This window comes from Streptomyces acidiscabies (genome assembly GCF_020010905.1).
Lineage (GTDB): Bacteria > Actinomycetota > Actinomycetes > Streptomycetales > Streptomycetaceae > Streptomyces > Streptomyces acidiscabies.
This window is the reverse complement of the sequence record NZ_JAGJBY010000002.1, coordinates 36,579-60,662: the sequence shown is the minus strand read 5'-3', so window position 1 is coordinate 60,662 and position 24,084 is coordinate 36,579. Positions and strand designations below refer to the sequence as shown.

Annotated in this window: 28 protein-coding genes and 1 pseudogene; 13 read left to right on the top strand and 16 right to left on the bottom strand. The window is 69.0% G+C overall.

Features of this window, described 5'->3' with window-relative positions; genetic code table 11:
- Positions 1-36 precede the first annotated feature (36 nt).
- On the bottom strand, positions 37-2,535 hold the full coding sequence (dacB, locus tag J8M50_RS49780; protein ID WP_306080742.1) for a D-alanyl-D-alanine carboxypeptidase/D-alanyl-D-alanine endopeptidase: 2,499 nt from the start codon (positions 2,533-2,535) through the stop codon (positions 37-39).
- A 229-nt stretch (positions 2,536-2,764) separates the two neighbouring features.
- On the opposite strand from dacB, the gene J8M50_RS27225 reads away from it, so the two are divergent.
- Positions 2,765-3,256, top strand: coding sequence for an inorganic diphosphatase (locus J8M50_RS27225; RefSeq protein WP_010351438.1), 492 nt, complete (start codon positions 2,765-2,767; stop codon positions 3,254-3,256).
- Positions 3,257-3,374: 118 nt separating this feature from the next.
- The gene (locus tag J8M50_RS27220) at positions 3,375-5,021 is read left to right on the top strand and encodes a threonine/serine exporter family protein (RefSeq protein WP_010351437.1); all 1,647 of its coding nucleotides are present in this window, start codon (positions 3,375-3,377) and stop codon (positions 5,019-5,021) included.
- Between the two features lie 10 nt (positions 5,022-5,031).
- On the opposite strand, the gene J8M50_RS27215 is transcribed toward J8M50_RS27220, so the two are convergent.
- On the bottom strand, positions 5,032-5,937 hold the full coding sequence (locus J8M50_RS27215; protein WP_010351436.1) for a DedA family protein: 906 nt from the start codon (positions 5,935-5,937) through the stop codon (positions 5,032-5,034).
- Between the two features lie 149 nt (positions 5,938-6,086).
- On the opposite strand from J8M50_RS27215, the gene J8M50_RS27210 reads away from it, so the two are divergent.
- On the top strand, positions 6,087-6,452 hold the full coding sequence (locus tag J8M50_RS27210; RefSeq protein ID WP_010351435.1) for a YbjQ family protein: 366 nt from the start codon (positions 6,087-6,089) through the stop codon (positions 6,450-6,452).
- 9 nt (positions 6,453-6,461) lie between these two features.
- On the opposite strand, the gene J8M50_RS27205 is transcribed toward J8M50_RS27210, so the two are convergent.
- On the bottom strand, positions 6,462-7,223 hold the full coding sequence (locus tag J8M50_RS27205; protein WP_010351434.1) for a MerR family transcriptional regulator: 762 nt from the start codon (positions 7,221-7,223) through the stop codon (positions 6,462-6,464).
- A gap of 132 nt (positions 7,224-7,355) precedes the next feature.
- On the opposite strand from J8M50_RS27205, the gene gad reads away from it, so the two are divergent.
- On the top strand, positions 7,356-8,765 hold the full coding sequence (gene gad, locus J8M50_RS27200; RefSeq protein ID WP_010351433.1) for a glutamate decarboxylase: 1,410 nt from the start codon (positions 7,356-7,358) through the stop codon (positions 8,763-8,765).
- Between the two features lie 515 nt (positions 8,766-9,280).
- Here gad and J8M50_RS27195 read toward each other — a convergent pair.
- The 4 genes and pseudogenes from J8M50_RS27195 to J8M50_RS27180 all read right to left on the bottom strand — a co-directional run bounded on the left by J8M50_RS27195 (position 9,281) and on the right by J8M50_RS27180 (position 12,357).
- Positions 9,281-10,037, bottom strand: a pseudogene (locus tag J8M50_RS27195) (ABC transporter permease).
- The gene (locus tag J8M50_RS27190; protein WP_010351430.1) at positions 10,034-11,035 is read right to left on the bottom strand and encodes a daunorubicin resistance protein DrrA family ABC transporter ATP-binding protein; all 1,002 of its coding nucleotides are present in this window, start codon (positions 11,033-11,035) and stop codon (positions 10,034-10,036) included. The pseudogene J8M50_RS27195 and the gene J8M50_RS27190 overlap by 4 nt, the downstream one beginning before the upstream one ends.
- Before the next feature lie 122 nt (positions 11,036-11,157).
- Positions 11,158-11,799, bottom strand: coding sequence for a PadR family transcriptional regulator (locus J8M50_RS27185; RefSeq protein WP_010351429.1), 642 nt, complete (start codon positions 11,797-11,799; stop codon positions 11,158-11,160).
- 18 nt (positions 11,800-11,817) lie between these two features.
- Positions 11,818-12,357 (bottom strand): DinB family protein, encoded by a 540-nt coding sequence (locus J8M50_RS27180; RefSeq protein ID WP_010351428.1) that lies wholly within the window; start codon positions 12,355-12,357, stop codon positions 11,818-11,820.
- Between the two features lie 172 nt (positions 12,358-12,529).
- Here J8M50_RS27180 and J8M50_RS27175 point away from each other — a divergent pair, with 172 nt between their 5' ends.
- Genes J8M50_RS27175 through J8M50_RS27165 form a run of 3 tightly spaced genes read left to right on the top strand, consistent with a single transcriptional unit; the run spans position 12,530 to position 13,650 of the window.
- Positions 12,530-12,913 (top strand): type II toxin-antitoxin system RelE/ParE family toxin, encoded by a 384-nt coding sequence (locus J8M50_RS27175; protein WP_010351427.1) that lies wholly within the window; start codon positions 12,530-12,532, stop codon positions 12,911-12,913.
- Complete coding sequence (locus tag J8M50_RS27170; protein ID WP_010351426.1) at positions 12,910-13,251, top strand: helix-turn-helix transcriptional regulator; 342 nt, start codon at positions 12,910-12,912, stop codon at positions 13,249-13,251. The genes J8M50_RS27175 and J8M50_RS27170 overlap by 4 nt, the downstream gene beginning before the upstream one ends.
- Before the next feature lie 12 nt (positions 13,252-13,263).
- Positions 13,264-13,650 carry a thiol-disulfide oxidoreductase DCC family protein gene (locus J8M50_RS27165; RefSeq protein ID WP_010351425.1) on the top strand — a complete coding sequence of 129 codons (387 nt, stop codon included), beginning with the start codon at positions 13,264-13,266 and terminating at the stop codon, positions 13,648-13,650.
- Positions 13,651-13,795: 145 nt separating this feature from the next.
- Here the strand turns inward: J8M50_RS27165 and J8M50_RS27155 are convergent, their stop codons facing one another.
- Together J8M50_RS27155 and J8M50_RS27150 are read right to left on the bottom strand one after the other, a co-directional pair.
- Positions 13,796-13,990 carry a DUF397 domain-containing protein gene (locus J8M50_RS27155; protein ID WP_010351424.1) on the bottom strand — a complete coding sequence of 65 codons (195 nt, stop codon included), beginning with the start codon at positions 13,988-13,990 and terminating at the stop codon, positions 13,796-13,798.
- Positions 13,983-14,780, bottom strand: a complete 798-nt coding sequence (locus J8M50_RS27150; RefSeq protein ID WP_010351423.1) for a helix-turn-helix domain-containing protein — start codon at positions 14,778-14,780, stop codon at positions 13,983-13,985. The genes J8M50_RS27155 and J8M50_RS27150 overlap by 8 nt, the downstream gene beginning before the upstream one ends.
- Before the next feature lie 109 nt (positions 14,781-14,889).
- Between J8M50_RS27150 and J8M50_RS27145 the strand changes: the two genes are divergently transcribed.
- On the top strand, positions 14,890-15,207 hold the full coding sequence (locus tag J8M50_RS27145; RefSeq protein WP_010351422.1) for a hypothetical protein: 318 nt from the start codon (positions 14,890-14,892) through the stop codon (positions 15,205-15,207).
- A 4-nt stretch (positions 15,208-15,211) separates the two neighbouring features.
- On the opposite strand, the gene J8M50_RS27140 is transcribed toward J8M50_RS27145, so the two are convergent.
- Positions 15,212-16,675, bottom strand: a complete 1,464-nt coding sequence (locus tag J8M50_RS27140) for an aldehyde dehydrogenase family protein (protein WP_010351421.1) — start codon at positions 16,673-16,675, stop codon at positions 15,212-15,214.
- Positions 16,676-16,916: 241 nt separating this feature from the next.
- On the bottom strand, positions 16,917-17,753 hold the full coding sequence (locus J8M50_RS27135) for a Sco1979 family transcriptional regulator (RefSeq protein ID WP_492012140.1): 837 nt from the start codon (positions 17,751-17,753) through the stop codon (positions 16,917-16,919).
- A gap of 365 nt (positions 17,754-18,118) precedes the next feature.
- On the opposite strand from J8M50_RS27135, the gene J8M50_RS27130 reads away from it, so the two are divergent.
- On the top strand, positions 18,119-18,607 hold the full coding sequence (locus J8M50_RS27130) for an ATP-binding protein (RefSeq protein ID WP_040835590.1): 489 nt from the start codon (positions 18,119-18,121) through the stop codon (positions 18,605-18,607).
- Positions 18,608-18,704: 97 nt separating this feature from the next.
- Here the strand turns inward: J8M50_RS27130 and J8M50_RS27125 are convergent, their stop codons facing one another.
- The 5 genes from J8M50_RS27125 to rpmG form a co-directional block, all read right to left on the bottom strand.
- Complete coding sequence (locus tag J8M50_RS27125; protein WP_010351418.1) at positions 18,705-18,965, bottom strand: DUF397 domain-containing protein; 261 nt, start codon at positions 18,963-18,965, stop codon at positions 18,705-18,707.
- 526 nt (positions 18,966-19,491) lie between these two features.
- Positions 19,492-19,728 (bottom strand): 30S ribosomal protein S18, encoded by a 237-nt coding sequence (rpsR, locus tag J8M50_RS27120; protein WP_010351416.1) that lies wholly within the window; start codon positions 19,726-19,728, stop codon positions 19,492-19,494.
- Positions 19,728-21,227, bottom strand: coding sequence for a CobW family GTP-binding protein (locus J8M50_RS27115; protein WP_010351415.1), 1,500 nt, complete (start codon positions 21,225-21,227; stop codon positions 19,728-19,730). Before J8M50_RS27115 ends, rpsR begins: the two co-directional genes overlap by 1 nt.
- Complete coding sequence (locus tag J8M50_RS27110) at positions 21,224-21,478, bottom strand: type B 50S ribosomal protein L31 (protein WP_010351414.1); 255 nt, start codon at positions 21,476-21,478, stop codon at positions 21,224-21,226. Before J8M50_RS27110 ends, J8M50_RS27115 begins: the two co-directional genes overlap by 4 nt.
- A gap of 4 nt (positions 21,479-21,482) precedes the next feature.
- On the bottom strand, positions 21,483-21,647 hold the full coding sequence (gene rpmG, locus J8M50_RS27105) for a 50S ribosomal protein L33 (RefSeq protein ID WP_010351413.1): 165 nt from the start codon (positions 21,645-21,647) through the stop codon (positions 21,483-21,485).
- A 62-nt stretch (positions 21,648-21,709) separates the two neighbouring features.
- On the opposite strand from rpmG, the gene rpmB reads away from it, so the two are divergent.
- From rpmB to J8M50_RS27085, 4 genes are all read left to right on the top strand, one after another.
- Positions 21,710-21,946 carry a 50S ribosomal protein L28 gene (rpmB, locus tag J8M50_RS27100; protein ID WP_010351412.1) on the top strand — a complete coding sequence of 79 codons (237 nt, stop codon included), beginning with the start codon at positions 21,710-21,712 and terminating at the stop codon, positions 21,944-21,946.
- Complete coding sequence (rpsN, locus tag J8M50_RS27095) at positions 21,946-22,251, top strand: 30S ribosomal protein S14 (RefSeq protein WP_010351411.1); 306 nt, start codon at positions 21,946-21,948, stop codon at positions 22,249-22,251. The genes rpmB and rpsN overlap by 1 nt, the downstream gene beginning before the upstream one ends.
- A 173-nt stretch (positions 22,252-22,424) precedes the next feature.
- The gene (locus J8M50_RS27090) at positions 22,425-22,886 is read left to right on the top strand and encodes a hypothetical protein (protein ID WP_223786340.1); all 462 of its coding nucleotides are present in this window, start codon (positions 22,425-22,427) and stop codon (positions 22,884-22,886) included.
- Between the two features lie 46 nt (positions 22,887-22,932).
- Positions 22,933-23,481, top strand: coding sequence for a DUF4232 domain-containing protein (locus J8M50_RS27085; RefSeq protein WP_010351409.1), 549 nt, complete (start codon positions 22,933-22,935; stop codon positions 23,479-23,481).
- Positions 23,482-24,084: the final 603 nt, after the last annotated feature.

Below are 24,084 nucleotides of genomic sequence, written 5' to 3'. Positions count from 1 at the left end.
GGGGGCGGGTACGGGTCCGGGGGCTGCGGGCGGGCTTCAGGCGCAGCCGCAGTTCGCCAGCGCCGACGCCGTTCGGTCCAGGGCCGCCTGGGCCGCGTCCGGGTCCGTCGTGTCCGAGGCCAGGAACGCGAAGGCCAGTTGGCGGCCCTCCCTGTCGACGACCGTGCCCGCCAGCGCGTTGACGCCCGTCAGGGTGCCGGTCTTCGCCCGGACCACTCCTGCCGCCTCGTTCGAGTAGCGGGTGCTCAGGGTTCCGGTGAAGCCCGCGACCGGGAGGCCGGTGAGGACGGGGCGGAGGTTCGGGTGCGCGGGGTTCGCCGATGTCGTCAGGAGGGCGGCCAGGAGGGCGGGGGTCAGACGATCGGATCTGTCCAGGCCGCTTCCGTCTTTGATCGAAACTCCGGCCACGGGGAGGCCCAGTTTTTTCAGTTGGGCCGTGATCGCCTCGCCCGCGCCCGCGAAGTCCGGACGGACGCCGGTCGCCAGGGCCGTCTGGCGGGCCAGGGCCTCGGCGATGTCGTTGTCGCTGTTCGTGAGCATGCGTTCGACCAGGGCCGGCAAGGGGGGCGAGCTGACCGTCGCCAGCGTCTGCGCGCGGGACGTCGCCTTCGAGGGGCCCGGGGCCTTCGTCCGGACGCCCTCGGCCTCCAGGAAGCCCGCGAACTTCGCCGTCGCGTCCTGCGCCGGGTCCGGTACGCGTTCCACGGCGCCGCTGGTCGAGTCGTCCGGGCGGCCCTCGTCGGCCGTGAGGGCGACCACGCGCGCGAGGTTGGGGTTCTTGCCGATGGGGTGGCGGTCGGGGCCGACGTACAGGGTCGTGTCGTACGAGATGGTCACGTCCGTCAGGCCGCGCTTCTTGAGGGCCGCCGCCGTCGACTTCGCGAGCGTGCGCAGGCTGGCCCAGCCCTGTGCGTCCGCGCGTGCGGTGAGCGTCGGGTCGCCGCCGCCGACGAGGACGAGTTCGCGGGTGTCGGGTTCGAGGGCCGCGCGGGTGACGAAGCGGTGGTCGGGGCCCATCGCCGAGAGCGCGGCGACGGCCGTGGCGATCTTGGTGGTGGACGCGGGGGTCAGCGGGGTGGTCGCGCCGGAGCCGTACAGGAGCTTGCCGGTGGACACGTCCACGACCGCCGCGGCGTGCCGGACGAGCGCCGGGTCGGCGAGGAGAGGGCCCAGAACGGCCGTGAGGGCTCCTGTGGCGGGCGCGGGGGCCTTGGCGGTACCCGCGGCGCTCCCGAGGCCCGTGAGGACGGAGAGGGCGCTCGGGGCGGGTTTCGGCGCCTGCCCCGTCGTACCGGCCGAGCCCCGCCCGTGATCCGCGATCGCGCCGGCCCGCTCACGCTCGGCGGTCCGCTGCCCGCTGGAGTCCCAGGGCCCCGCGACGGTCGCCGCCCCCACGGCCAGCACCAGCCCGATCCCGGCGGCCCCGGCGGAGTACCGCAGCGTCCGCCGGGCCGACACGTCGGCAGCCTGCGGCCGAACGGCCTCTTTCAGTGTCACGACGTACGCCGAGACCCCCCGAACCCCCGGCTTCACCGCACGCACGGCCTTACCGAGCCCGGGCCGCACAGCGGCAACGGCCTTACCGAGTCCGGGCCCCACGGCCGCGGCAGCCTTACCGAGCGGGGGCCGCACGACCCCGGCGGCCTTGACCAGTGGCGAACGCACGGCAGCAACGGCAGCGGCGAGCGAAGACCCCACCGCCCGGTCAGCCGCGACCGGCGGGGAGCCCTCTGCCCTGTCCCCCTCGCCGACAGCCGGACCCACGGCCCCATCCGCCTCGCCAGCAGCCGAACCCGCCACACCGCCCACCTCGACCGGCGGCGAACCCGCCGCCCGGTCAGCCTCTCCGGCGGACGAACCCACCGACCCGCCCACCTCGGCCAGCGGCGCCCCCTCACCGACAGCCGAACCCGCCTGGACCGGAAGCGAACCCGCCGCCTCATCCGTCTCGGCCGACGAAGAGCCCACCGCCTCGCGCGCCTCGGCCCGCAGAGGGTGCGCTGCCTCATCCGCTTCGGCCGACGGGGAACCCACAGCCTCGTCAATCTCGCCGACAGCTGAACCCGCCGCGCCATCCGCCTCCGCCAGCGGGGAGCGCTCCGGCCGATCCGCCTCATCGGCAGCCGAACCCACCGGTTCTTCTGCCTCAGCCTTCTCGGCCCCTGAAGCCTGCGCTGCCTCATCCGCCTTGCCGACGGACGAACGCGCCGACGCACCCGTCTCGACCGGCGGGGACTCCACCGACCCGTCCGCCTCGGTGAGGGATGAGCGCTCTGCCTCACCCGCCTCGGCGGCAGGCGAACCCGCCTCGGCCGGGGTGGAGAGCTTCGGCCCGTCCGCCTCGGCGGCAGGCGAACGCGCCGGCTCTTCTGCCTCAGCCTGCGAAGTCCCTGCCTCCTCGGCCAGTTGCGAACCCACTGCCTCCTCGTCAGCAGACGGCTCCGCCTCAGCCTGCGGGGAACTCTCCGGCCCATCCGCCTCGTCGGCAGCCGAACCCACCGACCCACCCTCCTCGTCGACAGGCGAACCCGTCACGCCACCCTCCTCGGTCACCGGGGAATCCGCCTCGTCAACCCGCGAACCACCCACCCCGTCCGCCCCCGCGAGCAGGGCGGATACCCTCTTTTCCGCCTCGTCGGAGTTGGGGCCCGTGGCCTGCCTCGGTCTTGGCTCCGGCACTGCCACCAGCCCCTTTCGCGATCACACGTCGGCGTGAGGGACACTTAACCACCCGAAGTATGTGCTGATCATGGAGGAGCAACCGGTGGAGTTCGACGTCACGATCGAGATCCCGAAGGGTTCGCGCAACAAGTACGAGGTGGACCACGAGACCGGTCGGATCCGCCTGGACCGTCGACTCTTCACCTCGACCGCGTACCCGACCGACTACGGATTCGTCGAGAACACGCTCGGCGAGGACGGCGACCCGCTGGACGCCCTCGTCATCCTGGACGAGCCGACGTTCCCGGGCTGCCTCATCAAGTGCCGCGCGATCGGCATGTTCCGGATGACGGACGAGGCAGGCGGCGACGACAAGCTGCTGTGTGTCCCGGCGACCGACCCGCGCGTGGAGCACCTGCGTGACATCCACCACGTCTCGGAGTTCGACCGCCTGGAGATCCAGCACTTCTTCGAGGTCTACAAGGACCTGGAGCCCGGCAAGTCCGTAGAGGGCGCCGACTGGGTCGGCCGTACGGAGGCCGAGGCGGAGATCGAGCGGTCCTACAAGCGCTTCCAGGACGAGGGCGGCCACTGAGCACCCCTGGGACTCGTGGTGAAGGGCCGCGCGCGTGCGTACGCGTGCGGCCCTTTCGTCTGTCTGTGCGCATACTGAGGGCCGAGACGGAAGGTGTCGTTCCAGGGAGCGTTTCTCAGTGTCGGAGACGGTGGACCGCAAGCCGCGGTCGGACGAGGCGCGCAGTGCGTACGACCCGGAGATCACCTCCGAGTTCGCGCTCCCGGTAGGACTGGACGCGCCCAGAGCGAGCGAGTCGGAGACGACCTCGGAGTTCGCCGTCCCGAAGGGTCTGGACGCCCCGAAGCCGTCCGGTGAGCCGGAGGGCTCTGCGTTCAGCACGCCGAGCGGCTACAGCGCGCCGCCCGCGTTCACCCCGCCCGCCGGGATACCCCTCGTCAGCCTCACGAAGGACGCGCCCTGGCAGGACCGGATGCGCACGATGCTGCGCATGCCGGTGACCGAGCGGCCCGCGCCGGAGACGCCGTCGAAGCACACGGACGACGACGGACCGGCCGTCCCGCGCGTGCTGGACCTCACTCTGCGCATCGGCGAACTGCTGCTGGCCGGCGGCGAGGGCGCGGAGGACGTCGAGGCGGCGATGTTCGCGGTCTGCCGGTCGTACGGGCTCGACCGGTGCGAGCCGAACGTCACCTTCACGCTCGTATCGATCTCCTACCAGCCCTCGCTCGTCGAGGATCCGGTGACCGCGACGCGGATCGTACGGCGCCGGGGAACGGACTACACGCGCCTGGCAGCCGTTTTCCGGCTCGTGGGGGACCTCAGTGACCCCGAGGCCCATCTGAGCCTTGAGGAGGCCTACAGGCGCCTCGCGGAGATGCGGCGCAACCGGCACCCGTACCCGACCTGGGTGCTGACGTCCGCGAGTGGGCTGCTCGCCGGGGCCGCGTCCGTGCTCGTCGGGGGTGACGCGCTCGTGTTCGTCGCCGCCGCGCTCGGGGCCGTCCTCGGGGACCGGCTCGCGTGGCTCCTCGCGGGGCGGGGGCTGCCGGAGTTCTACCAGTTCCTCGTCGCCGCGCTGCCGCCCGCGGCGATCGGCGTCGCTCTCACGCTCGCGCGCGTGGACGTCGCCGCGTCCGCCGTCATCACCGGTGGTCTGTTCGCGCTGCTCCCCGGGCGCGCGCTGGTCGCCGGCGTGCAGGACGGGCTCACCGGGTTCTACATCACCGCCGCCGCGCGCCTGCTGGAGGTCATGTACTTCTTCGTCGGCATCGTCGTCGGGGTGCTCGCCGTGCTCTACATCGGCGTCAACCTCGGGGCGCGGCTCAATCCCGACGCCGCGCTCGTCACCGCCGACCGGCCCGGGTGGCAGATCGGCGCGGCGATGATGCTGTCGCTGACGTTCGCGGTGCTGTTGCAGCAGGAGCGGTCGACGGTGCTCGCGGCGACGCTCAACGGGGGTGTGGCGTGGTGCGTGTACGGGGCGATGCATCACGCCGGGCAGCTGTCGGCGGTGGTGTCGACGGCTGCTGCTGCGGGGCTGGTGGGGTTGTTCGGGCAGCTTCTCGCGCGCTACCGGTTCACGTCCGCCCTGCCCTACACGACCGCCGCGATCGGGCCCCTGCTGCCCGGGTCCGCCACCTACTTCGGGCTGCTGTCCATCGCGCAGCACGAGGTGGATCGGGGGATGGTGGGGTTGTCGAAGGCGGCGGCGCTTGCCATGGCCATCGCCATCGGGGTCAATCTCGGGTCGGAGATTTCCCGGCTGTTCCTGCGGGTTTCCGTGGAGAAGCGGAAGTCCGCGAAGCGCACGCGCGGGTTCTGACCGGGCCCGGTCAGTTCTGCGGGTAGCCGTTCTGCGAGTAGCCCTGCTGGTTCGGTTGCTGGGGCTGCTGGCCGTACGGGTACTGCTGCTGGTTGTTGTCGTAGTAGCCGCCGCCGTACTGCTGCTGTTGCTGCTGCTGGCCGCCGTAGTACTGGCCGTTGGCGTTTCCGTTGTCGTACGGCTGCTGTTGGGCGTCCGGCTGCGGGATGCGGCGCAGTTGGGTCGTCGCGTCGTCCATGTGCTGCTGGGGGGCCTGGAACTGCGGCTGCGGGGTGGTGGGCTGCTGGGCCGCCGCGCGCTTCTTCTTCGAGCGCTCGCGCAGGAACTCGATGATGATCGGGACGACCGACAGGAGCACGATCAGGATCAGGATCGACTCGACGTTCTTGCGGATGAACTCGATCTGGCCCAGCCAGTAGCCGGCCAGGGTCACGCCCGTGCCCCAGGCGACGCCGCCGATGATGTTGTACGACAGGAACGTGCGGTACTTCATACGACCGGCGCCTGCGACGATCGGCGCGAACGTGCGGACGATCGGCACGAAGCGGGCCAGGACGATCGCCTTCGGACCGTACTTCTCCATGAACTCGTGCGCCTTGTCCAGGTTCTCCTTCTTGAAGAGCTTGGAGTTCGGGCGGCTGAAGAGTTTCGGGCCGAGGAACTTGCCGATCATGTAACCGACCTGGTCACCGATGATCGCCGCCGCCACGATCAGCGTGCAGACCAGCCACAGGGGCTGGTCGATGTACTTCCCCTGGGCCACGAAGAGGCCCGCCGTGAACAGCAGGGAGTCGCCCGGGAGGAAGGCGAACAGGCCCGACTCCGCGAAGACGATCAGCAGAATGCCCGGCAGGGCGAACGTCTCGATCAGATAGTCCGGGCTGAGCCACTCGGGGCCGAGAGCGAGCGTGATCACGGGGATGTGGCTCCTGCTGTGAGGGTACGAAGCTGGCGGGGGCTGATGACGGGACTGCGCTCCCAAACGTATCAACGCAGCCGCCCCGGGCCAGGTTCCAGGCGGGTACCCAGGATGCACTGTGCGCGCGCTGGGGCAAAGCTGTGGACATGAGTATCGAGGACTACGGCGGCGGGCAGGGGCCCCAGCCGGACGTACTGGTCGTGACCACGAACGATGTGCCCGGATATCGGGTGGATCAGGTGATCGGGGAGGTGTTCGGCCTCACGGTCCGCTCCCGGCACATCGGCAGCCAGATCGGGGCGGGCCTGAAGTCGCTGATCGGCGGTGAGCTGAAAGGTCTGACGAAAACGCTCGTGGAGACCCGCAACGAGGCGATGCAACGGCTGATCGAGCAGGCACGCGCGCGCGGGGCGAACGCGGTGCTGGCGTTCCGCTTCGACGTGACGGAGGCGGCGGACGTCGGGACGGAGGTGTGCGCGTACGGGACGGCGGTGGTGCTGGCGCGGGAGTGAGGGCAGGGCCTAGGACACGTGTCGGTTCGCGTTCTCCCTGATCGCGGCCCTCAGGTGTTCCGCCAGGCCCTCCCCCATCCCGTCGTAGTACACCTTGAAGCGCTCGTCCGAGACGTACATGTCCGCGAAGCACGTGTGCAGCTCGTACGGGCAGTCGAAGTACCACCGAGTGATGTGCAGGCGGTGTTCCTCCGCGAGGGACACCGCCTCGTCGCTCTCCGGGGGCGTGCCCGCCGCGACCAGGGTCGTGTAGCGGGACTCCCAGGTGTCCATCTCGGCCTTCAGGCGCTGCCAGTCGTCCTTCGTGTACGTGGCCGTGCGGCGCATGCTCTCCGCGTACGTGTCGGTGCCTCCCCAGCGTTCGGCGGCCTCGTCGGCGTACTGGTCGGGGTCCTTGTCGCCGAAGACCTCGAAGCGTTCTTGAGGGGTGAGGTTGATTCCCATGGTGCGTGCCTCCAGGGCTTGTTGAACGGCTTCGGCCATTTTTTGGAGCCGGGTGATGCGCGCGGCGAGGAGATCTCGCTGGCGGCGCAGGTGCTGCGCGGGGTCGGTTTCGGGGTCGTCCAGGAGCGTGGCGATCTCCTCCAGGGGGAAGCCGAGCTCTCGGTAGAAGAGCAGGCGCTGGAGGCGGTCGAGGTCGGATTCCGTGTAGCGGCGGTGGCCCGTCGAGGTGCGGTCGGTCGGGGGGAGAAGGCCGATCGCGTCGTAGTGGTGGAGGGTGCGGACAGTGATGCCCGCGAACTCGGCCACCTGTCCTACGGAGTACGTCACGTCGGGCTCCTGTTCGTTCTCGGTCGCGTTTCACTGTGGGGCCTCACGTTGCGTCAGGTGCAAGTGTGGATTTCGGGAACTGGGCAATCGTGACGAACGTTCATTGGGCAGACGGGCTGGTGGGAGGCGGACATGGCGTTGCATGAGGGGCCGAGGAAGCACGAGGAGCGGGCGTTGTCGGTGAACCCGTTCTTCGGGGAGGCCGATCCGGTGGGCGGGATGAGCGAGGCGCCGCCGAAGCATCGGCTCGCGGAGGGGCCGATGCCGCCGTCGACCGCTTATCAGCTGGTGCATGACGAGCTGATGCTCGACGGGAACTCGCGGCTGAATCTCGCCACGTTCGTCACGACGTGGATGGAGCCTCAGGCCGGTGTGCTGATGGCCGAGTGCAGTGACAAGAACATGATCGACAAGGACGAGTATCCGCGGACCGCCGAGCTGGAGCGGCGGTGTGTGGCGATGCTGGCGGATCTGTGGAACGCGCCGGATCCCTCCGCGGCGGTGGGGTGTTCGACGACCGGGTCCAGTGAGGCGTGCATGCTCGCCGGGATGGCCCTCAAGCGGCGGTGGGCCGCGCGGAACGCCGACCGGTATCCCGGTTCCGCCCGGCCCAACCTCGTCATGGGGGTGAACGTCCAGGTCTGCTGGGAGAAGTTCTGCAATTTCTGGGAGGTGGAGGCTCGGCAGGTGCCCATGGAGGGGGACCGGTTCCATCTTGATCCGGAGGCCGCTGCGGAGTTGTGCGACGAGAACACGATCGGGGTCGTGGGGATTCTGGGGTCCACGTTCGACGGGTCCTACGAGCCGATCGCCGAGCTGTGCGCTGCGCTGGACTCGTTGCAGGAGAAGACCGGGATCGATGTGCCGGTGCATGTGGACGGGGCGTCGGGTGGGATGGTCGCGCCGTTCCTCGACGAGGAGTTGGTGTGGGACTTCCGGTTGCCTCGGGTGGCGTCCATCAATACGTCCGGGCACAAGTACGGGCTGGTGTATCCCGGGGTGGGGTGGGCGTTGTGGCGGGACAAGGAGGCGCTGCCGGAGGAGCTGGTGTTCCGGGTGAACTATCTGGGGGGTGACATGCCTACGTTCGCGCTGAACTTCTCCCGTCCCGGGGCGCAGGTTGTCGCCCAGTACTACTCGTTCCTGCGGCTCGGGAGGGATGGGTATCGGGCGGTTCAGCAGTCCACGCGGGACGTTGCGCTGGGCCTCGCCGGGAAGATCGAGTCGTTGGGGGATTTCCGGCTTCTCACGCGCGGGGACGAGCTGCCGGTGTTCGCCTTCACGACCGCCGAGCACGTCACGTCGTACGACGTCTTCGACGTGTCCCGGCGGCTGCGGGAGAAGGGGTGGCTGGTGCCGGCGTATACGTTTCCGGCCAACCGGGAGGACTTGTCGGTGCTGCGGGTTGTCTGCCGGAACGGGTTCTCCCAGGATCTGGCGGAGTTGTTCTTCGAGGACTTGAGTCAGTTGGTGCCGGAGTTGCGGCGGCAGCCGCAGCCGCTGACGCGGGACAAGGGGGCGGCGACTGGGTTTCATCACTGAGGGGGGTGCGGCGAAAGGTTGTGTGGTGGGTGCGGCGCCGTCGTGGCTTGTCGCGCAGTTCCCCGCGCCCCTAAGGGACTTGGGTGGCCGTCGGTGGAGAAAGCGGCGGATCGCTCCCGTGTCCCCCGAGAACGCTGCCCAGCCGTCGGTGAGAAGTGGCGAACCACCCTCGCACCCCTGAGGACGCGGCTCAGCCGTCGGGGAAAAGTCAGCGGGCCACGCCTGCGTCCCTGAGGGCGCAGCTCAGCTCTCGAGGAAGAGTCAGCGGGCACGCTCTGCGTCTCTGCGGGCGCGACCCAGTCGTCGGAGGAAAGTCAGCGGGCCACGCCTGCGTCCCTGAGGGCGCAGCTCAGCTCTCGAGGAAGAGTCAGCGGGCACGCTCTGCGTCTCTGCGGGCGCGACCCAGTCGTCGGGGGAAAGTCAGCGGATCTCCCTCGCGTCCATGGAGGTGCTGGCCAGCCGTCGGCGAAGAGAGTGGCGGCTGTCCCTCGCGCCGCCGGAAAGCACAACCCCGCCTACCTCATGCGGCCGAACCTCCTCACCGCCAGGGGGAAGAACACCGCCAGCAAGCCCAGTGGCCATGCCACCGCCGTCCACATGTGGGGGGGCCTCCGCTCCTGGGGTTCCGTACAAGTGCCTTACCGCCGTTGCTGTTTGGGATAGCGGGTTCCAGGCCACCGCTGTGCCCAACCAGCCCGGCATCGCCTCCGGGGTGGCCAGCGCGTTGGAGAGGAAACCTATTGGCCAGACCAGGATCTGGACCGTCTGGATCATTTCCGGTTTGCCTGCGATCAGGGCCAGGTGGATGCCTATCCACAGCATCGCGAAGCGGAGGAGTAGCAGGAGGGACAGGGCCGCCAGGAAGGACCAGGGCGTTGTGTCGGGGCGCCAGCCCAGCGCCAGGCCCATGGTCATCAGGGCCAGTGCGCCGATCGTCGAGCTGAGCATGTCCGCACAGGCCCTGCCCACCAGGACCGCGCCGTCCGCCATCGGCAGCGAGCGGAAGCGGTCGATGACGCCCTTGTCGAGGTCCCGCGTCACCGCGACCATCGTGTTCTCCAGGCCGAACACCATGGTCAGGGCGAGCATGCCGGGGAGGAGGTAGTCGAGGTAGTCGCCACGCACCCCGCGTCCGCCGCCCATGAGGTAGCCGAACATCAGGAGCAGCATCACGGGGAAGAGGAGCCCGGCGACGATCCGGCCGGGCTGGCGGGCCCAGTGGGAGAGTTCGCGGCGGGTCATGGTCCAGGAGTCGGTGAGGGCGTAGATCATGCGGCGACCTCCGTGCCGTCAAGGGTGGACGTCGGGCTCGGCGGCGGCGCTCCCCCGCCGCTCACCCCCCGCGCATCCCCCGTGATGTGCAGAAACACCTCGTCCAGCGTCGGCCGCCGCAGCGCGATGTCCTCCGCCTCGATCCCGGCGTCCGACAGACCGCGTACGACCCCGGCGAGCGCGGCCATCCGGTCGGTCACCGGGGCGCTCAGCAGCCGGCGGTCCGCGTCGACCGAGACGCCGGTCAGCCGCAACACAGCGACCGCCTCGCCGAGTTGGCCCGCGTCGCGCAGGACCACGTCGATGCGGTCGCCTCCCGTCGCCGTCTTCAGGGAGTCCGCCGTACCCTGCGCGACCACCCTGCCCGCGTCGACGACCGAGATGCGGCCGGCGAGCTGGTCGGCCTCCTCCAGGTACTGGGTCGTCAGGAGGACCGTCGTACCGGCGGCGGCGAGTGCGCGGACGGACGCCCACACCTCCGCGCGGCCCCGGGGGTCGAGGCCGGTCGTGGGTTCGTCGAGGTAGAGGACCTCCGGGTCGGTGATCAGGGACGCGGCGAGGTCGAGGCGGCGCCGCATGCCGCCGCTGTACGCGGTGACCGGTTTGCGGCCGGTGTCCGTGAGGTCGAAGCGGGTGAGGAGTTCGGCGGCGCGGGCGCGGGCGCGGTGGGCGCCGAGGTGGTGGAGGCGGGCGAACATCTCCAGGTTCTGGCGGCCGTCCAAGTCCTCGTCCAGCGCGGCGTGTTGACCGAGGAGGCCGATGCGGCGGCGGACCTCGCGGGGGTGGCGTACGACGTCATGGCCCGCGACCTCGACGCGGCCGGCGTCGGGGCGCAGGAGGGTGGCGAGGATGCGGACGAGGGTGGTCTTGCCGGCGCCGTTGGGGCCGAGGACCGCGTGGACCTCGCCGCGCGGGACGGTGAGGTCGAGGCCGTCGAGGGCGGGTTTCGGGCCGTAGGACTTGCGTGCGCCGTCGACGGTGATCGCCGGGTCGGTCACGGGGGCTCCCTTGTTAGTCAAGGTTGACTAGTCGATGCCGGTTGAAGGTAGCGGGGTCGGGGGGATTGGTCAAACTTGATTAGCCAGGGCGCCCTGAGGGAGATCCGTACGCTCCTGTCGGGCTACCGCGCGTCCCCGGGGTGCCTCTCCCCCGTCGCGTACGGGTTCTCCTGCCCCTCCGTCAGCACGCCCACGAACGGCTCGCCCTCCCCCGCGAACACGTACGCGCCCTTCTCGATCCGCGCGATCAGGCCCCTCGTCCACTCGGCCTCGCCGTCCGCCGTGTGGATCCAGAAGTTCATGATCTCGCCGATGTGGCCGAGCGGTTCGGGGCCGTCCTCGGGGATGTAGTAGTCCGTCACGGACGTCCGCCAGCCGGCGATGCGCCGGATCCGCTCCCCCAGGAGCGCGACGACCTCGGCCCTCGGGAGGTCGACCATGCTGCCGAGGGCCGCGGATTTGACGTCCGTCTTCTGGTCGTACGCGGTCAGCGCGTCGCGTACGAGGCGGAGGTACTCCTCGTTGCCGGCGGCCGTGATCTCGTACTCCGTACGCGGGGGGCCGCCGACCGTCGAGGGGGCGATCTCGTGCTCGTGCAGGTAGCCCTGTTTCGCCAGCTGTTTCAGGGCGTGGTAGATCGAGCCGGGCTTCGCGTTGGACCACTCGTGCGCGCCCCAGTACTCCAGGTCGCTGCGGACCTGGTAGCCGTGGGCCCGGCCGTGCTGACGGACGGCGTTCAGCACGAGGAGGCGGATCGCTGACATGGGGTCCAGGTTATGGGGTCAGCTTTTCGCCGCGAGCGCGACCAGCTCGAAGGCGGTCTTGCCGTCGAGGGATTCCCGTACGACGTCGGCGTGGCCGGCGTGCCTTGCCGTCTCGCGGATGAGGTGCAGCAGCAGCCAGCGCAGGGAGACGCGGCCCTCCGGCGGGAACCAGGGCTGGTCCGGGAGCGCGAAGGTTCGGTCGAGGCTGTCGGCTGCCCTGACGAACGCCTCGGTATCGGCGGCGACCTTCTCCCAGTACGCGAGCTGTCCCTCGACGGTCTCGTCGCCGACGAGCTGGAAACACTCGTGCCAGTTCGAGGCGTCCCGCTGCACGGCCGGCGCCTCCGCCTTCGCCAGGGCGACCCAGAACTGTTCGACCTCGGCGACGTGTTTGACGATGCCGGAGAGGGAGAGGTCGCTGGCGCTGGGTTTCGAGGCGGCTTGCTCCGCGGTGAGGCCGAGCACGGACCGACGGATGCCGCCGCGCTGCTCTTCGAGGAACGCGAGGAGGGCGCCGACCTCGTCGCCGGGGGTTTCGGAGGGGACGTGGGTGACCATGGGGGGTGCCTTTCGCCGGGGGCGGTTCTGCCTGACATCTCTGAAGGTAGGGGGGATATAGGTCAGATCCTGGCCGCCATGCGCTACAGCCGGTCGCGGAGGCGGAGAACGTCTCGATCGGCCTCGACCCAGCCGCCTTGAATATGTCGTCGACGACATATAGCGTGGCGATGTGGATGCGCTCTTCGCCATCGAGTTGGAACCGGAAGTGCGGGCCTGGCTGGAAGCTCTCCCCGCCAAGCACTTCCTCAAGGTCGACGAATACGTGGGGCTGCTCGCCGAGTACGCCGCCGCTCTGGGTGAGCCGTACGCGCGTCATCTCGGCGACGGGGTCCGGGAGTTGCGGCCCACCCTCGACGGCGCCGCGATACGGATCACTTACTGGCTCACCCCCGACCGCACCGCCGTCCTGCTGACCGTCTTCCGCAAGACGCGGATGCGGGAGGAAGCCGAGGTCGAGCGTGCCAAGCTCGCGCGGAAGATCTGCGAGGCGGAGCATGGACCCGCGCACGAGGAGTTCGTCCGCGTCATCGAGAGAGGAGAGGTCGAGCGATGAGCCACAGCCGTTGGAAGACGTTGCGGGAACGCAAGCTCACCGAAGGGTTCACCGAGGCCGAAGATATCGCCGAGGCGCGGCACGAGATCCGGATGTCCATGGCGCTCGCGAAGGCCGTGTACGACCGGCGCACCGAACTCGGGCTCACACAGAGCGAGTTGGCCGAGCGGTCGGGACTCAGCCAGGCGAAGGTCTCACGCATCGAGGGGTCCGACACGGTCCCCACTCTGCCGCTGCTCGCCAAGCTGGCGAAGGCATTGGACGCGACGCTGAACATCGCGCTCGACGATGACGATACGCAGGTGTCGTTCACCGCGCACCAGACCGATGCGGCTTGAGGAGGCGGGGATATGTCGATGCCGGTGCTTGTGTACGACGGGGACTGTGGGTTCTGTCAGGTTGCCGTTGATCGGATGCGGGGGATGGCCTCGCCGGTGGTTGAGGCTGTGCCCTGGCAGTTCCTGGACGGGGAGTTGACCTCGGCGCAGCTTGAACGGCTCAACCGGGAGGTGTTGTTGATGCGCGGGGGTGTGGTTCTCGCCGGTGGGGCTGAGGCGTTGGGGAGGTATGTGGGGTCGTCCGCGTCGGTGGGGTGGCAGGTGGTGGGGGCGGTGGTGCGGCTGCCGGGGGTGCGGAGGTGTGCGCGGGTTGTGTACGGGTGGGTGGCGCGGAATCGGCGGCGGCTGCCCGGGGGGACGGGGGCGTGTGCGGTCAGGGGTGGAGGGGGGAAGTCCTGACGGCTGCGATGAAGGGGGTCCAGGCGGAGGCCGGGATGAGGAGGGTGGGGGCGCGGACCGGGACGGAGGTGGGGTGACCGTCGAGGACTTCCAGGGGCAGGAACCGGCGTTGTTGTCGCTGTAGGTTGACTTGCGCCAGGTGCGGTCAGGCGTGGCTCGTGCGTTCCTTCACCGACGCGATGAACGACGTCCAGGCCGACGGCCCCACCAACAGAGCTGGGCCTTCAGCCAACTTGGAATCGCGGACCGGGACGCCCGAGGGGTGGTCGTCGAGGACTTCCAAGCAACTGTTGCTCTCGACACCGCTGTAGGACGACTTTCGCCAGGTCTGGTCAGTCACGATGTTCGTGCTCCTTAGCAGTTGCCCTGAGCATGGCCACTGACTCTTTGAGCGGCAGGGCATCACTCAGGGCAAGATCGTAGCGATGCTGGTAACGCTGGACCACCGCCGGGGAGTCGTGCGTCCGGCCCATCGCGTGGCCCTCGGTGTAGGCCATCGGCGGCTGATCCTGGAACCACATCAGCGTGAGTGCGCCGCCCATCAGCGGGTTGTAACCCGCGCCGAACGGGAGCACGTGGACTCGGATGCGCTCACTCTCCGCGAGATCAGCGACGTGCGTAATCTGCTCGGCCATGATGTCGACGGGGGCCATGGGTCGCCGCAGCAGGCCCTCGTCCAGCAGCGCCCAGAGTACGGGGGTCGTGGGGTTCCCGAGGATCTTCGCTCGGTCGAGGCGGGTGACAACGCGCTTGTAACGCTCCTCCTCGGTGATCGGAGGGAACGCCCTCCCGAAAAGCGCGTGCGCGTACCGCTCCGTCTGGAGGAGACCGGGGAAGAACCCCTCCGCGTACTCCCAGATCTGCACCGCCTGTCGTTCGAGTTCCAGGACCGGCGCGAAGTACTCCTCGACCTCACCCTCATCCTGCGGCCGGAAGTCGGTCAGTGCTCCGTGCGCGCTCAGTGCCTGGTCCAGTCGTCGCGCGTCCTCTTCCGAGGGCACCCTCCGCCCCGTCTCGATATGCGCGATGTACGTCCGGCTCACATGCACCTTGTCGGCCAACTCCTGCTGCGTGAGGCCCACTTCCTCCCGCCGCTTCTTGAGCCACACCCCGTACCTGTTACGACCCATCCCCTTCGCCCCCTTCGTGACAAACGCCGGGTCACCCGCTTTTGACTAGCGAGGCTAGCTCTCCACCCCGCACAGTGTGACCAGTTCGCCACAGAAAGCGAGATCCCCCATGTCCGCCACCCCCGAAGAGCCCGTCCGCCGCCTCCTCCCCTGGGCCAACGACCTCAACCAGCCCTGCTACCTGATGACCACCCGCGAGGGCGGTTACGTCTCCCGGCTCGCCGATCGTGTCGAGGCCGCTCAACTCGGTATGGCCGGCGACCTGTTGGAGCACGCCAAGGATCTGCTGAGCGACCGCAAGGTCACCGAGGACCAGTTGAGGTTCCTGATCGCGCGGATGCGTGAGTCCATGACCGACCTGCGGCGGATCGCCGAGAGCCGGGGCGAGCGGATCCCCGTGACCTACGACGCCGAAGGCGACAACTGAGCTGTCAGAAGGGGAACTTGCTCCGGCCCCGCTGGACCGAGATCCACTTCAGGGTCGTGAAGGCGTCCAACGTCGGTTCACCGTTCAGGCGGCCTATTCCGGAGTGCTTCTCGCCCCCGAACGGAATCAGCGGCTCGTCATGGATCGTCCCGTCGTTGACGTGGAACATCCCCGTATCGATCCGCTTCGCGAAGGTCACCCCACGCTCGACGTCGGCCGTATGGACGGCGCCACTCAACCCGTACGGAGAGTCGTTGACGATCCGGATCGCCTCCTCCTCCCCGTCGAAGGGGACAAGCAGCGCGACGGGGCCGAAAATCTCCTTGTGCAGGAGCGCCGAGTGGCTCGGCACGTCCGTCAACACCGACGGTTCCACAAGGTTGTTGGTGGTCTCACCCCGGACCAGGACCGTGGCGCCCTCCGCGACCGCCTGATCCACCGCGGCCGTGACCGCGTTCGCCTGAAGGGAGTTGATGACCGGCCCGATGACGGTCTGGGGGTCGCTGGGGTCGCCGGTCTTGAGCGTCTTGACCTTCGCGACGAACTTCTCCGTGAACTCGTCGGCCACGGAACGGTCGACGAGGACCCGGTTCGCGGCCATGCAGACCTGGCCCTGATCGACGTACCGGCTGAAGACGGCCGCGTCGACCGCGTAGTCGACGTCCGCGTCGTCGAGGACGACCAGCGCGCTGTTGCCGCCCAACTCCAGGACCGTCCGCTTGAGTTGAGCCGCACACACCGTCGCGACGTGCCGCCCGATCTTGTCGGACCCGGTGAAGGAGATGACCTTGGGGACGGGGTGCTCGATGAACGCGTCGCCGATCTCGGCGATGTCCGTCAGGACGACGTTCAACAGCCCGGCGGGCAGCCCCGCGTCCTCGAAGAACTTGGCGATCAGCGTGCCGCCGACGATCGGCGTCTCCTGGTGCGGCTTCACCACCACCGCGTTGCCCAGGGCCAGCGCCGACGCGACCGGCTTGATCGACAGCAGGAACGGGAAGTTGAAGGGGCTGATGACGCCGACGACCCCAACCGGCTCCCGGTAGAGGCGATTCTCCTTGCCCTCGATGGGTGAGGGAAGCAGCCGCCCTTCGAGGCGAAGCGTCAACTGCGCGGCCTCACGCAGGAATTCCTTCGCGAGCCCGATCTCGAAGCGCGCCTTGAGATGCGTGCCGCCGAGTTCGGCGACGATGAAGTCCGTGATCAACTGCTCGCGGTCTTCCACGAGTCGAAGGACCCGCTCGAAGACGTCACGGCGGGCATAGGGGTTGGTCGTGGCCCACTCGCGCTGCGCCCGCTCCGCGGACCGGTACGCCTGGTCGACCTCGTCGATCGTCGCGATGGTGATCGACGCGAGCTTGACCCCGTCGTACGGATTGACGTCGATGATGTCCCAGGAACCCGTGCCGGAACGCCATTCGCCATCGATGAACTGCCGTGCCAGGTCGGTGAAGTCGGAGGACGACATGTGATCCCTCAATCCTTGCCGCCGAAGCAGTGCCGAAGCAGCCGGAGCAGGCCGAAGCAGTGGAGGCGGACCCCCGCGATCCGTCTCCCGAACAGCCGTTCAAGCTGATCACACGTCATCGTACTGACGAATAGGGGCCGTTGTAGGGGCAGATGTTCAACAGGCAAGCATCCGCGCGGTGTTTATAGGGTTTTCCCTATCGCACGGAGGGTGCTGCCTGACGGTTCAACTGACGGGCGAGTTACGAGAGTTGCAGCAGACCGCGCAGGAGGTCGCGGCTCTCCGCGGGCGACGGGCTGTCGTCCTGGAGTTCACGCAGAACCTGCTCGTACTGCGCGACGTCCTCACGTTTGTCGAGATACAGCGCGCTGGTGAGCTGCTCCAGGTACACGACGTCCGAGAGGTCGGACTCGGGAAAGCTGAGGATGCTGAACGCGCCGGACTCGGCCGCGTGGCCGCCGAAGCTGAACGGCATCACCTGGAGGCGGACGTTGGGCCGCTCGGAGACGTCGATGAGGTGCTGGAGCTGGCCGCGCATCACCTCGCGGTCGCCGTAGGGACGGCGCAATCCGGCCTCGTCCAGGACGATGTGGACGTCCGGCGGGTTCTCGGCGACGAGGTACTTCTGGCGCTCCAGGCGCAGCGCGACGCGGCGGTCGATGTCGGCGATCGAGGCGCCCCGCATGCCGCGCGCGACGACCGCGTGCGCGTACGCCTCGGTCTGGAGGAGGCCGGGCACGAACTGCACCTCGTACGACCGGATGAGGGAGGCGGCGCCTTCGAGGCCGACGTAGGTGGGGAACCAGGACGGCAGGACGTCGGAGTAACTGTGCCACCATCCGGCCACGTTGGTCTCCCGGGCGAGGCCGACGAGGGCCGCGCGCTCGGTGTCGTCCGTGATGCCGTACAGCGTCAGCAGGTCCTCTACGTCCCGCGTCTTGAAGCTCACCCGGCCCAGCTCCATCCGACTGATCTTGGACTCGGAGGCGCGGATCGAGTAACCCGCGGCCTCGCGTGTGATGCCGCGCGACTCGCGCAGCCGCCTGAGTTGCGAGCCGAGCAGCATGCGTCGCACCACCGATCCGGGCTCTCCCGCGCTCACGTTCGCCAAGCCTCCCCAACCGTCTCCAGGGGCCGAAGTCTGCCACTAAAACACTCCGAGCAGTACTCACCTGATTACAGAGACGGAAAGAAGCCAAAGCTCACAGGTGGGGTTACCCCGGAGGAGGGGGGTGTGAAAGCAAGACGGGAGGGAGAGTTGTGCGAGAAGTTGGCGGAAAAAATGACCAACAACCCCCACGGGCGGCTCATTTCGGTCACGTGCACGTGCATCTGCCCTTGCATCCGCCGGTCGCATCCGAAAACATGGTCTCGCGCCACCGCTGCATCGCAACGACACGCGAATTCCCGGGAGTGCCTCGCATGGGGACGAATGGATCGACCATGCTCAAGCCATTACGGCAGGGCCTTCCGCCGCTGGATCCCGCGGCCGTGTCCAACGCCGCCTCCTGCGCTCTGCCCGCCCGCCTCGAAGCAGTGCGCGAGGCACGGCAGTTCACCCGCCGCACGCTCGGACAGTGGGACGTCGGCGACCGCTTCGACGACATCTGTCTCGTCGTCTCCGAACTGGTCACCAACGCGCTGCGGCACGGACTGCCGTCCGCCCAGGCCGAGTCGAACGGCTCCGACGACCACCAGCCGCCCGTGCGGCTGCACTTGATGCGGTGGACCGGACGGCTCGTGTGCGCGGTGCGCGACCCGGGCCGTACGACGCCCGAGGCGCGCGAGACCGACGACTTCGCGGCGGAGTCCGGGCGCGGCCTCTTCCTCGTCGACTCCTTCGCCGACAGCTGGGGCTGGCACCCGCTGGCCGGCGCGCTCGGCGGCAAGGTCGTGTGGGCCCTCTTCGGGCTCGGCACCCCCGCCGAGTGACGTACGGATACGTACGACGCCGGGCGCGCGAGTTCTACGCGCGTCACCGGCGTGTCGTATACGGAGAGCGGCCGTCCGTCTCCCGGAACGGCCGCTCTCAGCCTGCGATCAGGTGGTCGAACTCACCGTCCTTGACGCCGAGCAGCATCGCCTCTATCTCCGCGCGCGTGTAGACCAGCGCGGGTCCGTCCGGGAAGCGCGAGTTGCGCACCGCGACGTCGCCGCCGGGCAGGCGCGCGAACTCCACGCAGTTTCCCTGCGAGTTGCTGTGCCTGCTCTTCTGCCAGGCCACCCCGTGCAACTGCGTGGCCGTCATGCCGTTGTACACGTCGCGTCCCCCGTCAACGTCGTGGTCCACAGGTCGCTCCCTGCTGGTGCACTGGCTCTTGCGGCCGTTGGTGCAGTGGTCAACTGTCCGGATCATAACTCCGTTCATGTGCAGATGCGTGAGCAGATGCACGTGCACGCGGCGTGCCGTCGCGGTTACAGGTTTGACGCACGTTTTACCGAGCACGTTCCAGGGCGCTCCATCTATCAAGACGCACGCCGGGGCCTCGGTGTTCCTGTCTTCAACCGATTGGTCCAGTCCGGTTGTTGGCCGGATCACGACCGTCCGGCGGACCGGGAGGCTCCACTTGCGGCACCCTACGGCGCGGGTGTGGGGAAACCGGGTGCGTCGAGGTGCGGGCGTGGTGGGGGTGTTGTGGGTGCGGACGCGGGCTACGGCCGTTGCAGGGGCCCAAGTCGGGTGGGGTACTTAGGACTTGGGGGCCTTTCCGGCTGCGGGTGCCGGGGCCGTCGTAGCCGGGGATGACGCGAGGGGCGGGCGGCTTCACGGGACAACTCCCGTAAGCCACCCGCCCCTTCGGGGGGTTCCGCGTGAACTACTTCGACACGTACGGGAGTAGCGCCATCTCCCTCGCGTTCTTGATCGCGCGCGATACCTGGCGCTGCTGCTGGGCCGTGATCCTCGTGACCCGGCGGCTGCGGATCTTGCCCCGGTCCGAGATGAACTTCCGCAGCAGGTCGGTGTCCTTGTAGTCGATGTACGTGATCTTCGCCTGGTCCAAGGGATTGGGGCGGGGCTTCTGGGGCTTGCGGTCGAGCTTGCGCGGGGGCATCAGATCTCCAGGAGGGTGTCGAAGGCGGGCGGGAGGTTCTGCCACGCCGTGCGGCCCGCCTCGTACTCGGCGTCCGTCAACAGGCAGTGCTCCAGGAGGTGTTCGAGGCCGTCGCGGTCCAGGCCGGGGGAGGTGAACACCAAGTGCTGGCAGCAGTCGCCGTGTTCTGGGTGCCAGTCCAGGGCTGCGGCTGCTCGTCTGGTCGGGGGGACCATGTCCCAGGCTGCGTCCGGGAGTGACGCGAGCCAAGGGCCTGCGGCCTCTACGCAGAGTGCTCCGCCTGCCGCGTCCCAGTGGAGGAGGGTGTCCGGCTTGTCAGCCAGCCAGAAGCGGCCCCTGCTGCGCGCTGCCGCGCAGGTCAGGTCTTCGAGTGCTTCGTAGAGGCGTTCCGGGTGGAAGGGGCGGGCTCTGTGCCAGACGAAGGTGGAGACGCCGTGGTTGTCGGCGTCTGAGGGGAGGAGGGCGGAGGCGGGGTGTTGGGCTGCGGCTGCGGCTTCTACGTCGAAGCCGGCGAGGGCTTCGCGGGCGAGGGGGGTGGGTTGAGGTGCTTCGGCGGGTGCGGGTGCGTTGTGGCTGTTCGCGCAGTTCCCCGCGCCCCTGAGGTCCGTGGGTGGCTGAGGTGCTTCGGCGGGTGCGGCTTGTTCGTGGTTGCTCGCGCCCCGCGGCGGAGCCGCAAATTGATCCAGCCCCGCGCCCCTAAAAGCGTCAGGCTGAGGTGCTTCGGCTGGTGCGGCGTCGTCGTGGCTTGTCGCGCCCCGCGGCGGAGCCGCAAATTGATCCAGCCCCGCGCCCCTGGCTGCGCCAGCCTGAGGTTCGTTGTCCTGTGCAGGTGCATCTGCTTGCGCATCCGACAGGAACCTCGCCCAGTCCTCGTCCGTGATGCCCGCCAGGTCCCCTCCTAGGTGGCCGCCCGTCACGGGGACCTGGCGGGCCGTTGGGTGGAGTTGGGTCAGCAACTCGCGGTCCTCGTCGTCCGCTTCGGGGGAGTCGACTATTGCCAGGACCGGGGCGTACTCCAGTTGGCGGGCGAACGTGTCTGCCACCGTGCGTTGGTCCGTGGGGGCTGCCGCCAGGCCTCGTTCCGACAAGTCGTCGCCGTTGCCCAGGTATGGGATGAGCAGGGCCGGGTCGATCGCCGTGATGACCGAGGTGACCGTCAGGCCTGAGGCCGCCACCACCTCCGCCATCGCCTTCGGTTCCACCGAGTCCCAGAGTTCTACGATCGCCAGGGTCGTCGTGCCCGCGTCCTCCAGGCGGCGGAGTTCCGGGACCAGGTCCTCGCGCAGCGCGCAGCAGGCGCAGTCGTTCGACAGCGGGGCCTCGCCTGCGGCGACCAGGCCCGTCTCGTCGTGGATCGTGCGGATGACCGTGCCCGCCGTCGCCGTAGCGAGGTCGTGGTGCAGGACCACGCTTCCCGGTACGTCCCTGAGGAGTTGGGCGACCGTCGCCTTGCGGGCCTCCGTGTGGAGCCCGCCGACGATCGCCACGGACAGGGTCACGCGCCGGCCCGCTTTCCGTAGCGCTTCTCGAAGCGTTCGACGCGGCCGGCCGTGTCCAGGACTCGGGCCGTACCCGTATAGAAGGGGTGGCTGACGTTCGAGATCTCGACGTCGACGACCGGGTACGTCGCGCCGTCCTCCCACTCGATCGTCTTCTCGCTCGTCATCGTCGAGCGGGTCAGGAAGGCGTAGTTCGCGGCACGGTCACGGAAGACGACGGGCCCGTACGCCGGGTGGATTGCCTTACGCATGTCTCTAGCGCTCCTCTCGGAAGTCGACGTGGCGGCCGACCCTCGGGTCGTACTTGCGCAGGGTCATACGGTCCGGGTCGTTGCGGCGGTTCTTGCGGGTGACGTACGTGTAGCCGGTCCCCGCCGTGGAGCGGAGCTTGATGACCGGGCGGAGTTCGTTGCGTGCCATGCTGGTATCTTACTGAAAATGAATTCCATTAGCGATAGTCGATCGAGAGAGGTAGGTCACTCATGTCGGCGCACTGCATGCTGACGGGGGCGCAGCCGGGGTTCGGGAACCGCATCTCGCACTCCCACCGGCGGACTTCGCGGCGGTTCGATCCCAACATCCAGTCGAAGCGGTACTGGTTGCCGGGTGAAGGCCGTTACGTGCGGCTCCGGTTGAGCACCAAGGGGATCAAGACGGTCGACTCCATCGGGGTCGAGGCTGCGGTGGCCCGGATTCGGGCTCGGGGGGTGCGGGTCTGATGGCGAAGAAGAGCAAGATCGCGGCGAATCTTCGGCGGCAGGAGGTTGTTGCTCGGTATGCCGAGCGGCGGGCCGAGTTGAAGGAGGTCATTCGGCGGCCGTCGTCCTCGGAGGAGGAACGGGCTGCGGCTCGGCGGGAGTTGGAGCGGCAGCCTCGGGATGCGAGTGCTACTCGGGTGCGGAATCGGGATCAGGTGGATGGGCGGCCTCGGGGGTATTTCCGGGCGTTCGGGTTGTCTCGGGTGAGTTTGCGGGGGCAGGCGCATGCGGGGTATCTGCCGGGGGTTCGGAAGAGTTCCTGGTAGGTGGTCTTTCGGGTGCGGCGCCGTCGTGGTTGGTCGCGCCCACGCGGCGGTAGCCGCAAATAGACACAGCCCCGCGCCCCTAGGTAAGTCCACTCACAGTTGGTTCCAAGTCCCGTGCCTGATGCGGCTGGTAGCTTGCCGTCGTTCTCGGCTTCTAGCGCTTGGAGTGTGCGGTGGCTTCAGTGGGCTTGCGTGGCGTGGGTCTGGTGGTGGGGGTCGTACTCATGGCCGGGTGCAGCAGTGGTGGCGGGGATTCCTCGTCGCCCTCGCCCGAGCCGTCGACGGCTTCCACCACCACCGCCGCCCCCTCTCCGTCCGCGTCCACCCCCCTCGCCGGCAGCTGGCTCGGTAGCGCCGGTGGGCAGGCCGTCGTTCTCATGGTCGAGGGCGGCAAGGCGACGCTGTACGCGACCGGTGGCACCGTCTGCAACGGGACCGCCGGTGAGGAGGCCGGGATGCGGATGATCCACCTCACCTGTCTCACCGGGAACAAGGACCGTACGACCGGGATGGTCGACTCCGTCGATGCGGAGAAACTGGTCGTGACCTGGACGGGGAGTGTGGGGAAGGAGACGTACACCAAGGCGGACGGGAGCGTGCTGCCGTCGGGTGTGCCGACCGGGGGGCTGGGGTAGGGGATGATCCCCCTGAGCAACGTCACTCGTTCCTAGGGATCAGTTCATGCGCGCCGTTCCGCTCCGCCTCAGCGTCGCCGCTTTCTCTGCGGCCCTTCTACTTTCTGCTTGTTCCGGGGGCGGTGACGACGACAAGAACGCCGACTCCGGTACGACGCCGTCGGCGTCCGCGCCTGCCGCCGGCGGCTCCACCTGCGCCGTCGACAAGCTGGACACGCAGGCCGGCCCCGTCAACGCGGCTCCCGGTGTCGGGGACAGCGGCAACGTGACGTTCACGATCACCAACACCGGCGCCGAGTGCTCGCTGGCCGGCTTCCCCAAGGTCCAGCTGAAGGCGGGCGACACGTCCGTCGCCGTCCCCCAAGACCCGGCGGCGGTCGCCCAGACGGTGCCCCTGCCGGCCCAGGGCACGGCCTCCTTCACGATCACGTACACGCGCGGTGACGGCGACAAGGCGATCGCGGCGAAGAAGCTGGAGTTCGGACTCGCGGAGGGGTCGGGCAAGGAGTTCGACTGGTCGTACGGGGATGTCGTACTGAAGGACACGAAGACGCCGGACGCGACGGTTAGCGGGTTCCAGCAGGCTGGGGACTGAGACGGGGGCTTGGGGCGGGTGGGCCGGGGCTGAGGCTCGGGGGTCGTAGGGGTGCGGTCGGGCCGAGGGCCAACGGCGAGGGGCGGCTCGCGCCGGGCCCCCGGCGGTACGCGCTACACGGCCCGGGCCTTGCCCGGTCGGAGCTGAGACCGGGGGTCGTAAAGGTGCGGTTGAGCCGGAGGCCGACAGCGGGGCGGCTCGCGCTGAGCCCTCAGTGGCACGCGCTACACGGCCCGGGCCTTGCTCGGCCGGGGCTGAGGCTCAGGGGGGTCGTAAAGGCGCGGTCGGGCCAGAGGCCGACAGCAGGATGGCTCGCGCCAGGCCCGGCGGTACGCGCTTCACAGCTCGGCCTTGCTCGGCCGCACCACGCTTGGCGGGCCCGGGGCGGGTGGGCCGGGGCTGAGACTCGGGGGTCGTAGGAGTGCGGTCGTGCCGGAGGCCGACGGCGAGGGGCAGCTCACACCGGGCCCGGCGGTACGCGCTCCACAGCCCGGGCCTTGCCCGGTCGGAGCTGAGGCTCAGGGGGCGTAGAGGTGTGGCTAGGCCGACGGCGGGACGACTCGCGCCAGGCCCCCAGCGGCACGCGCTACGCGGCCCGGCCTT

What these genes read in the sequence shown, in the direction of transcription:
- J8M50_RS27180 (WP_010351428.1), bottom strand. Translation starts at nt 12,357, where the DNA reads ATGGTCACCCACGTCCCCTCCGAAACCCCCGGCGACGAGGTCGGCGCC.
- J8M50_RS27150 (WP_010351423.1), bottom strand. Translation starts at nt 14,780, where the DNA reads ATGGGTCGTAACAGGTACGGGGTGTGGCTCAAGAAGCGGCGGGAGGAA.
- J8M50_RS27130 (WP_040835590.1), top strand. Translation starts at nt 18,119, where the DNA reads ATGCTCAAGCCATTACGGCAGGGCCTTCCGCCGCTGGATCCCGCGGCC.
- J8M50_RS27185 (WP_010351429.1), bottom strand. Translation starts at nt 11,799, where the DNA reads ATGTCAGCGATCCGCCTCCTCGTGCTGAACGCCGTCCGTCAGCACGGC.
- J8M50_RS27140 (WP_010351421.1), bottom strand. Translation starts at nt 16,675, where the DNA reads ATGTCGTCCTCCGACTTCACCGACCTGGCACGGCAGTTCATCGATGGC.
- J8M50_RS27170 (WP_010351426.1), top strand. Translation starts at nt 12,910, where the DNA reads ATGAGCCACAGCCGTTGGAAGACGTTGCGGGAACGCAAGCTCACCGAA.
- J8M50_RS27110 (WP_010351414.1), bottom strand. Translation starts at nt 21,478, where the DNA reads ATGCGTAAGGCAATCCACCCGGCGTACGGGCCCGTCGTCTTCCGTGAC.
- J8M50_RS27210 (WP_010351435.1), top strand. Translation starts at nt 6,087, where the DNA reads ATGAGTATCGAGGACTACGGCGGCGGGCAGGGGCCCCAGCCGGACGTA.
- rpsN (WP_010351411.1), top strand. Translation starts at nt 21,946, where the DNA reads ATGGCGAAGAAGAGCAAGATCGCGGCGAATCTTCGGCGGCAGGAGGTT.
- rpmB (WP_010351412.1), top strand. Translation starts at nt 21,710, where the DNA reads ATGTCGGCGCACTGCATGCTGACGGGGGCGCAGCCGGGGTTCGGGAAC.
- J8M50_RS27145 (WP_010351422.1), top strand. Translation starts at nt 14,890, where the DNA reads ATGTCCGCCACCCCCGAAGAGCCCGTCCGCCGCCTCCTCCCCTGGGCC.
- gad (WP_010351433.1), top strand. Translation starts at nt 7,356, where the DNA reads ATGGCGTTGCATGAGGGGCCGAGGAAGCACGAGGAGCGGGCGTTGTCG.
- J8M50_RS27085 (WP_010351409.1), top strand. Translation starts at nt 22,933, where the DNA reads ATGCGCGCCGTTCCGCTCCGCCTCAGCGTCGCCGCTTTCTCTGCGGCC.
- J8M50_RS27165 (WP_010351425.1), top strand. Translation starts at nt 13,264, where the DNA reads ATGTCGATGCCGGTGCTTGTGTACGACGGGGACTGTGGGTTCTGTCAG.
- rpmG (WP_010351413.1), bottom strand. Translation starts at nt 21,647, where the DNA reads ATGGCACGCAACGAACTCCGCCCGGTCATCAAGCTCCGCTCCACGGCG.
- rpsR (WP_010351416.1), bottom strand. Translation starts at nt 19,728, where the DNA reads ATGCCCCCGCGCAAGCTCGACCGCAAGCCCCAGAAGCCCCGCCCCAAT.